Here is a 12,391-nt window from a genome sequence, read left to right on the forward strand (position 1 = left end):
TCCTGTACAAAAATGCAAGCAGAAAGCACGAACAATCTGTTTGTAAAGATTTGATTATGAACGTAAATATCGAATGAAGATTGTTTTTTTGTATTTAAAACAAGGTCAAACACGAACGAAAAAAACTTTTCTAAATGAATGTTCGTCTTTCATTCATTTGGATATACTAGTAAGGGAGAGAACATTCGCAAAAGGGGAGATGAACATGAATTGGAGACAAGAAGTCGACAATCGTAAAGATGCATTTTTAGAAGATTTAAAAGGATTACTACAAATCCCTAGCGTGCTCGATGAATCAAAAGCCGCGCCGAACATGCCATTCGGGCCAGAGGTTCGAAAAGCGCTCGATTACATGTTTGAGCTTGGTGAGCGAGATGGCTTTAAAACGAAGGACGTCGGTGGATATGCAGGACACTTGGAGTATGGGGATGGTGAGGATATCGTCGGAATCTTATGTCACCTTGATGTCGTCCCTGCAGGTGAAGGATGGACGTATGGTGCGTTCAATCCGACGATTACATCGGACGGAAAAATCGTCGCTCGCGGAAGCAATGATGATAAAGGACCATCGATGGCTGCTTACTATGGTTTACGCATCGTCAAAGAACTCGGGTTACCGCTCTCGAAACGTGTCCGCCTGATCGCAGGTTGTGACGAGGAGAGCGAATGGCGCTGTGTCCGCGAATACTTTAAACAAGAACAGATGCCGACATACGGCTTTGCACCAGACGCGGACTTCCCGATCATTAACGCAGAGAAAGGGCTATATGACGGTGTGTTGACACAACTTCCGATTCAACGGGCACCAGAGTCGGCGTATCACCTTCTCTCATTTACGAGTGGGGAGCGTCCGAACATGGTTCCGGACTTCGCGAAAGCTGAATTGAAGACAGACGAGGTACTCGAAGAAAAATTCGAGGCTTATCTTGAAAAATATGAAGCAGACGGGACATGCGTATATGACCGTGGGACATATACGTTCACGATGAAAGGGAAAGCGGCACACGCGATGGAACCGGATAACGGGATCAACGCGGCCTACGTCCTCGCTGGATTCCTGTTGCACCTTCCTCTCGATATTCAAGGGGAACGCTATATTGAACTCGTTCGTCATGTGTTTGCCGATTCTCGCGGGATTTCACTCGGGATTGAGGCGAGTGACGAGACAGGTGATTTGACGATCAACGGTGGTGTGTTCCGCTATCACGAAGATGAGCGCACGGCTACGGTTAACATTCGCTACCCTTATACGGCGAAGTTTGAAGAGCGGTTGCAAAACCTACGTGAAATCGCGTTGTCGCTCGGTTTCGAATTGAAGACGCGTCAACATATGCCACCACATCACGTGGCTGAAGATCATCCGCTCGTGAAGACGCTTGCGAGTGTGTACGAACGTCAGACGGGGGAGCATGCGAACTTGATGGCAATCGGTGGGGGAACTTACGCCCGTTCACTCGAGGCGGGGGTCGCATTCGGTGCATTGTTCCCAGGGGCTAAAGATGTGGCGCATCAGGTCGATGAATATATGGAGATAGAAGATTTATTACGCGCAGCAGCGATTTATGCTGAAGCGATTTACGAGCTCGCTAAATAAGAACCGTGGAGAGCTGACTGATGTAGTCGGCTCTCTGTCCTTTAGGAAGGAAGTTATCATTGAATTCGCAAAAAAGATTGTTTCAATCTGTATATGTCGCCATTTTCTTCGCGCAAGGGGCATTGATCCCTTACATGGCTTTATATTTTTCACAAGATCAATTCGGACTCACACCGAGTCAGGTCGGAAATATCGTGGCCATTCTTCCCATTCTTTCGATTGGTGTACAACCACTTTGGGGAATGTTGACCGATCGCACCGGGCGGGTGAAGGCGTGGCTCATGTTAGCGATGTTAAGCGCAGCCCTCATTTCGTTTACTTTTTTAGTAGCGACTTCATATGTATGGATTGTGATGCTCATGGTGATTTGGTCAGTATTCCAATGTGCACACATTCCGCTCGTCGATATGATGACACTCGACTATACGACACGTTCAAAAGTGGATTATGGAGCGATTCGTTTGTATGGGTCGGCAGGTTTTGCCATCGCGGTGTTTGCGATGGGGTGGATTTCCGATACGACGTGGGGCCTTGCTAGTACGTTCGTATTAAGTGCCGTCCTATTGATCCTCGGAAGTGTGTTCGTCCGAATGATTCCGGAAAAGAGCTCGATTCGTGACGTCACGTTAGCTCCGATTTCATGGACAGCTGTATGGAATAAGTCCTTCTTATTCTTTCTGCTCGGGGGCATGCTCGTCTTCGGACCAATTTATGCGAACAACTATTATTTTGGATTGTACGTGACAAGTAGCGGGGGATCGACGACGCTCGTCGGAACACTATTCCTCGTCGCGGTTTTGTTTGAAATTCCCTTCATGAAAGTGGCGTCACAATTTGTAGAACGCTTCGGCAGTGTCCCGGTACTCGTCGGGGCGGCAGCCATCTCGGCCATGCGAAATGGAATCCTTGCATTGGAGCCACCTATTTGGGTTGTTTGGATTCTGGCGATTGCACAAGGTCTCGTCGTCGGACTTTTAATCCCGGTCGCGCTTCAGTTCGTCCGGAAACTTGTCGACCGTCAAGTCTCTTCAACGGCAATCGGTGTTTACATGGCGTTGACTTCAGGACTTGCGACAGCGGGATTCAACAAGTTGAGTGGTACAATCATCGAACTCGATGACATCATCGGCGTATTTTGGATGTATACGATTGTCACGGCAATCGGGGCAGTGATTTGGATTGGACTGTCACGTCGCGCACTGAAAGGATGAATCAGATGAGCACGCATTATTTTATTGCGATTCCGATCGAAGCGGCCGAACTCGCCGCTGTGCAACAAACCATCTTACCATATTACTCGTATCGGCGAATTTATCGACCGGACGAGTTTCATTTGACGATACAATTTTTAGGGGGGATCGATGGTGAAGAGCTGGATGAAGTGAAAGAAATCACTAGAAGAATCAGTCAAGAAACCCTTCCGTTCACGTTGACGTTTCGTACCATCGACCATTTCGGGAGAGCGGACCGTCCACGCGTGTTGACAATTGTACCTGATGCGTCAGATGCTCTTCAGCGATTTGCGACGGCGCTGCGTCAAGAGCTCGTCGCATTGATTCCGAATTTAGACCGAAAAACATTCGTCCCTCATGTCACTCTCGCAAAAAAGTGGGACAAAAGGGAACGGATTGCTTACGTCCCACCCGAGTTCAACGTGACCGAGGCGGTGGAAGAAGTGATCCTGTATGAAGTGCAGCCGAATCATACTCCGTCCTATAGGGCGATTGAAGTATTTCCGTTAAGACGGCCAGAGGAGGACATATGGCAATCCCGGTTAAAATTTTTGACGTAATCTCAAAATATGAACGTGATGTATTAGATCAATACAATCGCTATTTAGAATATGTAGAATCCGATATGGCCCGATTGCAGCGTCTTCATGAAAACAATCGACTGAGTCCAGTCGAAGTGCTTGAGATCGATCGACCGTGGTGGAAATTTTGGGCGAAGTCGGAACGGATTGAACTAGAACCGAAACCACTCGCCGAATCACAGTATCAGAAATTACTTCGAGAGCGCCGACACATTCAAAAACTGCAATTTGCTTGTGAAGGGGTACTTGAGGCAGATTTACCACATTTGGCATTCACGAGAGATTTTGCATATCGCGTGATGCGTTCCGAATGGAATGAACGACACTTCTTCTTTTATCGTCCCGTCATTGAGTGGAACGGTGCGACCGTTGAATTAAGTCATGTCCTTGTCGGTCCGACGCATCTCTATATCGTAGAGTGGCTCGAGGGAGACCGAAGCATCTATCACATATCGAAAGAGAAGACGTGGGTTCATCAACCGCTGAAAGGGGAAAATACTCGTGTAGTGAACCCGCTCATTGCGTTGACACGCACCGAAGAACTCGTTCGCCAAATTGTACCGAACTATGCGGGTGTCCTTCAAAAGGTCGTCATTGCAACAGATGGTTATTTTGATAACGTTCCGAGCGTTCGAACGACGCATTATGTGGGACGAAATGAGTATAAAGAATGGATGAAACAAGTGAATGGGCGCGCACCGATTGTAAAAGCGCAACAAGTTCGCGATGTCGCTACATTGTTAGAAGTGACAGCCAAGATGCCGTTTCGTCAATTTATGGATCAGTGATTGAGAGGAAGGGACGCATATGCATCATACACCAGATCAAAAGACTGCCTCGCATGTAACGATTGAGAGCGCGTCTTTCGTATCATTTGAGACCATACAACTTGAGATTGTGCGCGAATATGAATCCGTTCCAGTACAAATTGAACAGAATGGACGCCCGATCGACTACATGGTCGAACAACAACATGTGAACGAATCAGGGATGATTGAACAAATTCTGCGACTATATGAACCCATTTCTTTAGACATGATGTATACAGTGTTTCATCCGGGACAAAAGACGACGGTCATCGTTCCACGAGAAATAGTGCGCTCCGAAGAGTTCGAACGTCGGTTCTCATATGATGGACCACTCGGTGTGTCATATACGCCACACGGGATGGAAGTGACCGTATGGTCGCCTGTCGCACTCTCGATGTGGATTACCGTCCATGACGACACGAACCACCGTGAACTCGAACGCTTCCATATGAATCGTGGTACACGAGGGGAATGGAATGGAGAAGTGCCTAAAGCGTTCGAAGGGATGCTATATCGCTTAGAAGTAAAGACGCCCGTCGATACGAGACAAGTCGTTGACCCTTATGCAAGAGCCGTTAGCTTGAACGGAGAGTACGGGGTATTGATGGACGTGGAACGATTTGTGAATGAACAAGTCGATGAAGCTCCGCGTCCACCTCTTTGGAAAGCGACCGATGCTGTTATTTATGAACTGCACATCCGAGACTTTACAAGCCACCCTTCATCGTTGAGCCAACTGAAAGGTCTATATGGAGGGGTGAGTGAAAAGGGAGTTCAGACGAAAGACGGTCACAGTGCAGGACTTGATTATATAAAAGAACTCGGCGTGACCCATGTCCAATTGTTACCCGTTCATGATTTTGGAAGTGTCGATGAAGCGACACGCATGCCGTATAACTGGGGTTACGACCCGATTCATTGGTTCAGCCTTGAAGGAAGTTACGCCTCTAGCCCGGATGTTCCGATGAGTCGGGTATTCGAGTACGCGTCACTTGTCGCGGATCTTCACCGGTCAGGTCTCCGTGTCGTCACAGACGTCGTGATGAATCACATCTATATTCGTGAACATTCTCCGCTCGAGGCTCTCGTTCCTTATTATTATTTTCGGTATGAGCATGACGGAACGGTCGCAAACGGGACCGGTGTCGGGAATGATACGGCATCGGAACGTTATATGATGCGGCGAATGATTGTCGACTTCGTCTCATACTTTGCGACAACTTATCGAGTGGACGGATTCCGTTTCGACTTGATGGGAATCCATGACGTCGAGACGATGAATCAGGTGCGAGCCGCCCTTGATAAAGTTGACCCGTCCATCCTTGTGTATGGAGAGGGGTGGGACTTGGCGACACCGCTCGGACAGTCCTTAAAGGCGACTTCGCAAAATGCAGCCCGAATGCCTCGAATCGGACACTTCAACGATATGATTCGGGATGCCTTAAAAGGGTCAACCTTCAATGATCGAGAACGTGGATTCATTTCAGGAAATGAGTGGCGAGAATGGGAGCTCCGTGAATGTCTGACTGGGGCCGTCCATATCCCGAACGTGACGGTCGGACGATTCCCGAGTCCGACGTATTCAATCAACTATGCCGAAGCTCATGACAATTATACGATTTATGACAAATTACAGTTGTCGTGTGAAGGGGTTGATGAAGCGACTCGCCTCGCAATGCAGCGACTCGCTAATGCAGTCGTCATCACGTCTCAAGGGATTCCGTTTATCCATGCGGGTCAAGAGTTCGGTCGAACGAAGCATGGCGTAGAGAATAGCTATAATTCACCAGACCACATCAATCACTTCGATTGGGACTTACGCGATGCGCGAATCAGTGAGATCGAGTATGTGAAGACACTTTTGAAACTGCGACGACTGCATACGTGTTTCCGTTACGATTCACGTCAGGAAGTCATTGACCATTTCACATTCTTGCCGTCGCCGCCGGGCGTCATCATTTATGAACTGACGGCGAGCCACTCGTATGACGCTTGGCAGCGGGTACGCGTATATATTAATGGAACGTTCGAAAAACTGTCATTCGAGAGCGATGCGAAATGGAACGTCTACGTTCAGGGGGAGACTGCTAGCCTCGTCCCAATCGAAAGAAACCCGTCACACATTCAAGTCGAGTCGTTGTCAATGACGATTCTCGCGTGTTAAGATGTTGATTGTATCTCTTTAATTCAAGTAAGATTTGAGCGTGATGAATATGTATTCAGATATAGTCGGTGCGCTCGGTAAAGAGTGGACAGTCGCTTCTGCCGGAGGTATTACGGGCGAAGCGTATGTAGCGACGACGCGCCAACAGAAGATTTTTGTGAAACGGAACTCTTCTCCATTCTTGGCGATTCTTTCAGCGGAAGGAATTGTTCCGAAACTTCTTTGGACAAAGCGGATGTTTAACGGGGACGTATTAAGTGCCCAGCAATTCATTGAGAGCCGCGAACTTTCACCAGAAGATATGAAGCGACCAGATGTCGCGGCACAACTCGGAAAGATTCATGATTCGAAAGAGCTATTGTTCATGTTACAACAATTAAATCACACACCGGTGACGCCGCACTTGTTGCTTCGTCAGTGTGAAGCATATGAACAAGATGAGACAGATCCAACGATTGGAGAGGCGATTCAATGGTTAAAACACCATTTGCCGAAAGTCGACGAGCAAGAGTTCGTCGTATGTCACTCTGATTTAAATCACAACAATTGGATTGAAGATGAAAACGGTCTTCTCTATTTGACGGATTGGGACGATGCGATCATCGCGGACCGTGCCTTTGATTTGGCGATGGTAGTCTATAGCTATGTCGAAGAGACGGAATGGGAGCGTTGGTTCACGCATTATGGGGTCGAGGTTTCGAGTGAGCTTCATAATCGAATGCATTGGTATGCGATTGCCCAAACGATTTTAACGATTTATGGGGAACGAAACGATGCAGCACGAACAGAAGGTTTTCATGTACTGCGCGAATTGATCGATGAGGCGTATGAACGAATCAATTAAAAGGGATGGCTGAGTGCCACCCCTTTTTGAATGTGTTTAGATGTCGTCTGGATTCATGAAGTAAGCCCAAACGAACGTTGCGATGACGCCTGCGAAAAACGTAAGTGGAGCCGCATAAAAAATTAAGAATTGATCTAATGTACTCATCGTATCTAACCTCCTTGTGAAGGATGATTCACGTTCATTAAACTATGATTTCGTGTATAATCGCAAGAGGACTGCTCGTACGTAACGTGCATATTCCCATTAAACTTGAACATTTGATGAACGAAAGGTAGGATTTTCATGCGTTTACGACATAAGCCTTGGGCAAAAGAATATATGGAAGCTCAAGAACACGTATTTATTCAACATCCTGAACAATTAAAAGGGAAGTGGGACGCCGAGTTCGGCAATGACCACCCGCTCTTTATCGAAGTCGGTTCAGGGAAAGGACAATTCATTTTAGGGATGGCAAAACAACATCCGTACGTGAACTTTATCGCAATCGAACTATTTGAAAGCGTAGCTGTCTCAATCGTTCAAAAGCTCGTCGAGACACCGATGCCGAACGTAAGAGTACTGACGGTTGATGCGAAGCGACTCGTCGAATATTTTGAAGCTGGAGAAGTCGACCGCGTATACTTAAACTTCTCGGACCCTTGGCCGAAAACACGCCATGCGAAACGTCGCTTGACGTACAAGACATTTTTAGCGACATATGAAGCAATTCTTCCGAAAGCAGGGGAGATTCATTTCAAGACGGACAACCGCGGACTCTTTGAATATTCTCTTCAAAGCATGAGTCAATATGGGATGTTCTTCACAGAAATTTCACTTGATTTGCATGTAAATGAACCGGAAGATAATATTCGAACAGAGTATGAAGAGCGCTTCAGTGCGCTCGGTCAGCCGATTTATCGAATGGAAGCTGTATTCCGTCCGAAAAATTGACACGCTTTTTTCTTATTTTAATAGTATTTTCTTCACACTTTTTTCTTTCTTCTTGGTACAATAGGAATGACGCTAAACTGGAATAAGAGAAGGGGGAACATGGGGATGTTGAAAAAAGCATGGGCAAGCCTGCTTGCAGTAATCTTCATTCTAACAATCGCACCAATGAATACCTCAGCGAACGAAGCGTTCTTGGACGCACTCGAAGAGGATTTGAAAGCGACGCATTACGATTATAAAGAAGGAACAGCTGAAATCATCAAAGAAGAGACGCTTCGCCATTCAAATGGCAACGAAGTGATCGCGGCTGTCGTAGAACTCGATACGATTCGTGATGGGATCTTCATCACACGTAAAACCGAGTACCATTACTTTGATGCGACAGACAACAAAATCCTTTCATCAGCAGACCTCGTAGAAGTTGAAGGAGCAGCCGAATTCGCAGATGCGAACATCGATATGCTCGGTCATGAAATTGTCTACTGGTTGCCGGTATTGGTATTGCTTCTATTGATTGCGATTCCAGCACTCATTTTGTTCTTGGTCGTACCACGTTTCTATTCAACAAGCTCATATATGAATGCCGTATATGAAAAGAATGACAACCCACGTTAAGACATAAAAGCACCCCGTTCTTCTGAACGGGGTGCTTTTTCATTGTTGCTTCAGCTGTTCGACGATATCTGTGAGAGACATGTCGTTTCCTGAGGAAACTGAAGCGATGAATGCACTTTCGACAATCGGACCGTCGAAAAATGCGACCTCTTTACTTCCTTCATACATGTCGATGGCAAGTTCGGCGTTCATCGTCGCCGAACCGATATCGCTGAGAAGAAGCGCTTCCCCTTCGACTTGGTCGAGTGCCTCCAAGATGCGGGTGACGTCTGTTCCAATCGAACCGTCTTCAAGACCGCCGGCTAGATGGATGGGGACGGATGGCGCCATCTCTTTCATGAGATCTTGGATCCCTTCCGCAATTTTTGCACTGTGCGAGACGATAATCAATTCAACGATGTCAATCGACCTCCTTCATAATCGCGGCTAACAGAATCGAACTGGAGAGAGCACCCGGATCGACCGTTCCACGCGAATTTTCACCGAAGTAGGAAGCTCGACCTTTCGTCGCCACCATATCTTCCGTTTTTTGCACAAGTTCGTCTAACTGTTGTTTGTAGTCGTCCCCTTGTTTCACATGTTCAAGGAACGGATCCCAAACGTCGACCATCGTTTTCTGACCGACTTCTGACTTTCCTCGCGCTTTAATCGAATTTGAACCTTCTTGGAGTGCTTCTTTGAGAAGGTCAAAGTCAGCTTCGGTCGCATCCCCGAACTTGGTCGCCATCTTGACGAAAGCAGAACCATATAATGGACCAGCCGCACCGCCTACTTTCGACATCAAGGTCATGCCTACTTTTTTACTGAGCGCACCGAGAGAGTCATACTCCTCGTCTAAAATGGAAGAGACCGCGTCGAAACCACGGGACATGTTGATCCCGTGATCTCCGTCCCCGATGGCACGGTCTAAATCTGTCAGTGTGTCTTTCTGGTCTTCAATTCCGACTTGTGTGTCGCGTAACGCTTGCTTCATCCGATCAATCGTCAACATAAAACAAACACCTCATTCATCAAAGTTTAAATCCAAGTGCTTCCGATGGAGCATCTAGATAAGTGGTCATCTCATCATCAAGCGGTAAAAGGGTAATCGAGAATCCGTGCATCTCGAGTGACGTCATGTAGTTACCGACATATTTACGTTTCAGCGTATATCCAGCAGCTTCGAGTTTTTGCGCGACGAAATGATACGTCACATATAGTTCGGACAATGGAGTCCCGCCCATTCCATTTACCATAACGGCGACTTCGCCAGGCTCAACTTCTTTTTTCAAATGGCTGAGAAGGTCATCGACGATTTGGTCGACATCGCTCGTTGGTTTACGTTCGACACCGCGCTCCCCGTGAATCCCGATCCCGATTTCCATTTCTTCCTCGTTCAAGTCGAAACCAGGCTTGCCACTCACTGGCATGTAGCAAGGTTCTACCGCCATCCCCATTGAGCGGACGTGTGATGCGACTTTTTCTGCAATCGATTTAACTTCCTCGAGTGATTTACCGCTTGCTGCAGCGGCACCTGCGATTTTATGAACGAAGACGGTACCAGCAACACCACGACGGTCTTCCTTGTTTGAAATCGCGACGTCATCAGCGACGACAACATGGTCGACTTTAATCCCGTCTCCTTCAGCCAATTCGGCGGCGAGTTCGAAGTTCATGACATCCCCCGAATAATTTTTGACGATCAACAAGACACCGTTGCCACCGTCAGCTGCTTTGATTCCTTCAAGCACCATGTCCGGAGTAGGGGATGTAAAAACTTCCCCGCAAACTGCCGCATCGAGCATGCCGTCTCCGACATAACCGGCGTGTGCAGGTTCATGTCCGCTACCACCACCCGAGACGAGCCCGACCTTACCGGATTTTGCACCGTTCGCCCGACGGATGACATTGAATCCTTCGACACGACCGTACAGTTCAGGATGGGCATGGACCATTCCTTCTACCATTTGCGATACGAGTTCACTTGCCTCACCGATTAGCTTTTTCACGCGAGATCACTCCTTTTTTTAATTGAAAACTACCAATTTCAATTTTCCACTCTTTCGCTGCAACTAAACAAAAAAACCGACGAATCATTCGTCGGTTTCGTGTCATGCATATTCGAGTAAAGCGCCAGTCTCAGAGTCGACTGTGAACTCATACGTTTTTTCTTCGTCATTCTCTAGAACCGAGATTCCACCTTTGTAGACATCGTATTCACGACCGTCATACGTATAAATCTCAGGTGATGCAGAGATCCATGCCCCTTGGACATGACCTTTCGCTGAGAAAGCACGTTTTGTGTATTCCAACGCGTTTTCTGCAGATAAGCTACGTTCATCTAAAGCCTTTTTCGTCATAAGTGCGGCAATGACGGCAACCCCGATTCCAATAAACCAATACCTTTTTTTCATATGACTACCTCCCCTTGAACTATGGCTATCATGTACATCGTACCAAAACCTGTACCCGAATGGAATGAAAAGCATTCGCATCCTATCAAAACTTTTGTATATAATGAGACAAGAACGGTTAGGAAGGGATGATAAAAGATGGATCAAAAGACGAGAGATTTATTTAAGACGTTAACAGAACTACCAGGTGCTCCGGGGTTCGAGTCAGAAGTTCGTCAGTTCGTACGTGAACGAATTGAACCACACTCAGATGAAATCGTCACAGATGGCATCGGATCAATTTTTGGGAAACGTGTCGGGGACGAAACGGGACCTAAAGTAATGGTAGCCGGTCACATGGATGAGGTTGCCTTCATGGTGACACGCATCACGGAGAATGGCATGTTATACATACAACCGCTCGGCGGATGGTGGAGCCAAGTGCTCATGGCACAACGTTTTGACATCATCACTTCGAACGGGAAAATCCCAGGTGTCGTCGCTTCGACACCGCCTCACTTACTCGGACCAGATGCGATGAGTAAACCGATGGACATCAAACAAATGTTCATCGATATCGGTGCCGATTCAAAAGAAGAAGCAGAATCATGGGGAGTACGTCCTGGTGTTCCTGCAGTACCATCGAGCGCTTTTACGCCACTTCATCACCCGAAAAAAATTATGGCGAAAGCATGGGATAACCGTTACGGTGTCGGTCTTGCTGTCGAATTGTTAGAAGAGACGACAAAAGCAGACCACCCGAACATCTTATTCTCGGGTGCTACCGTACAAGAAGAAGTTGGGCTACGTGGAGCGCAGACGGCATCTGAGTTGATTCAGCCAGACGTGGCACTCGTACTTGATGCTTCACCGGCGAACGATGCATCTGGAAGTAAGACGGAGTTTGGACAACTCGGTGAGGGTGCCTTGATTCGAATTTTAGACCGGGTCATGGTCATGTCGCCTGAAATGCGTGACTTCTTGCTCGACACGGCTTCTGATGAAAATATTAAGACGCAGTATTTCGTCTCGCCAGGCGGTACGGATGCTGGACGCGTGCATATGAGTGGAGAAGGTGTACCGACAGCTGTTATCGGTGTCGCATCACGCTACATCCATACACATGCTTCGATTCTTCATACAGACGACTACGATGCGGCGAAAGCATTACTGAAAGCGTTGGTCAAACGACTTGACCGTTCGACGCTTGAAACACTCCGTCCGTCTCGCTAAACGTACATGCCGTT

14 protein-coding genes are annotated in these 12,391 nt (G+C 47.4%); 9 read left to right on the top strand and 5 right to left on the bottom strand.

Annotated features, from left to right (window positions below):
- Window positions 1-205 precede the first annotated feature (205 nt).
- The 6 genes from pepV to KNO99_RS06160 are packed head-to-tail and all read left to right on the top strand — an operon-like array spanning window position 206 to window position 7,224.
- Window positions 206-1,594, top strand: a complete 1,389-nt coding sequence (pepV, locus tag KNO99_RS06135) for a dipeptidase PepV (RefSeq protein WP_371743045.1) — start codon at window positions 206-208, stop codon at window positions 1,592-1,594.
- 59 nt (window positions 1,595-1,653) lie between these two features.
- Window positions 1,654-2,805 (top strand): MFS transporter, encoded by a 1,152-nt coding sequence (locus tag KNO99_RS06140; RefSeq protein WP_214746367.1) that lies wholly within the window; start codon window positions 1,654-1,656, stop codon window positions 2,803-2,805.
- 5 nt (window positions 2,806-2,810) lie between these two features.
- Window positions 2,811-3,386 carry an RNA 2',3'-cyclic phosphodiesterase gene (gene thpR / locus KNO99_RS06145; protein ID WP_214746371.1) on the top strand — a complete coding sequence of 192 codons (576 nt, stop codon included), beginning with the start codon at window positions 2,811-2,813 and terminating at the stop codon, window positions 3,384-3,386.
- The gene (locus tag KNO99_RS06150; RefSeq protein ID WP_214746374.1) at window positions 3,356-4,195 is read left to right on the top strand and encodes an NERD domain-containing protein; all 840 of its coding nucleotides are present in this window, start codon (window positions 3,356-3,358) and stop codon (window positions 4,193-4,195) included. The genes thpR and KNO99_RS06150 overlap by 31 nt, the downstream gene beginning before the upstream one ends.
- A 19-nt stretch (window positions 4,196-4,214) precedes the next feature.
- On the top strand, window positions 4,215-6,380 hold the full coding sequence (gene pulA / locus KNO99_RS06155; protein ID WP_214746377.1) for a type I pullulanase: 2,166 nt from the start codon (window positions 4,215-4,217) through the stop codon (window positions 6,378-6,380).
- Window positions 6,381-6,429: 49 nt separating this feature from the next.
- On the top strand, window positions 6,430-7,224 hold the full coding sequence (locus tag KNO99_RS06160; RefSeq protein ID WP_214746379.1) for a phosphotransferase family protein: 795 nt from the start codon (window positions 6,430-6,432) through the stop codon (window positions 7,222-7,224).
- 36 nt (window positions 7,225-7,260) lie between these two features.
- Here the strand turns inward: KNO99_RS06160 and KNO99_RS15535 are convergent, their stop codons facing one another.
- Window positions 7,261-7,371, bottom strand: coding sequence for a hypothetical protein (locus KNO99_RS15535; protein ID WP_012726769.1), 111 nt, complete (start codon window positions 7,369-7,371; stop codon window positions 7,261-7,263).
- A gap of 138 nt (window positions 7,372-7,509) precedes the next feature.
- Between KNO99_RS15535 and trmB the strand changes: the two genes are divergently transcribed.
- Together trmB and KNO99_RS06170 are read left to right on the top strand one after the other, a co-directional pair.
- A complete protein-coding gene (gene trmB / locus KNO99_RS06165; protein ID WP_214746381.1) occupies window positions 7,510-8,157 on the top strand; it encodes a tRNA (guanosine(46)-N7)-methyltransferase TrmB in 648 nt (215 codons plus the stop codon).
- A 105-nt stretch (window positions 8,158-8,262) separates the two neighbouring features.
- The gene (locus KNO99_RS06170) at window positions 8,263-8,772 is read left to right on the top strand and encodes a hypothetical protein (protein WP_251126055.1); all 510 of its coding nucleotides are present in this window, start codon (window positions 8,263-8,265) and stop codon (window positions 8,770-8,772) included.
- A 39-nt stretch (window positions 8,773-8,811) separates the two neighbouring features.
- Here the strand turns inward: KNO99_RS06170 and dhaM are convergent, their stop codons facing one another.
- From dhaM to KNO99_RS06190, 4 genes are all read right to left on the bottom strand, one after another.
- Window positions 8,812-9,162, bottom strand: a complete 351-nt coding sequence (dhaM, locus tag KNO99_RS06175; RefSeq protein ID WP_256441180.1) for a dihydroxyacetone kinase phosphoryl donor subunit DhaM — start codon at window positions 9,160-9,162, stop codon at window positions 8,812-8,814.
- A gap of 10 nt (window positions 9,163-9,172) precedes the next feature.
- Window positions 9,173-9,763 carry a dihydroxyacetone kinase subunit DhaL gene (gene dhaL / locus KNO99_RS06180; RefSeq protein WP_214746384.1) on the bottom strand — a complete coding sequence of 197 codons (591 nt, stop codon included), beginning with the start codon at window positions 9,761-9,763 and terminating at the stop codon, window positions 9,173-9,175.
- Between the two features lie 19 nt (window positions 9,764-9,782).
- Window positions 9,783-10,760: a dihydroxyacetone kinase subunit DhaK gene (dhaK, locus tag KNO99_RS06185; RefSeq protein WP_214746387.1), complete on the bottom strand. Its 978-nt coding sequence runs from the start codon at window positions 10,758-10,760 to the stop codon at window positions 9,783-9,785.
- 102 nt (window positions 10,761-10,862) lie between these two features.
- Window positions 10,863-11,165, bottom strand: coding sequence for a PepSY domain-containing protein (locus KNO99_RS06190; protein WP_012726763.1), 303 nt, complete (start codon window positions 11,163-11,165; stop codon window positions 10,863-10,865).
- A gap of 138 nt (window positions 11,166-11,303) precedes the next feature.
- Here KNO99_RS06190 and KNO99_RS06195 point away from each other — a divergent pair, with 138 nt between their 5' ends.
- Complete coding sequence (locus KNO99_RS06195; protein WP_214746390.1) at window positions 11,304-12,377, top strand: M42 family metallopeptidase; 1,074 nt, start codon at window positions 11,304-11,306, stop codon at window positions 12,375-12,377.
- Window positions 12,378-12,391 lie beyond the last annotated feature (14 nt).

This window comes from Exiguobacterium sp. s189, assembly GCF_018617615.1.
Lineage (GTDB): Bacteria > Bacillota > Bacilli > Exiguobacteriales > Exiguobacteriaceae > Exiguobacterium > Exiguobacterium aestuarii_A.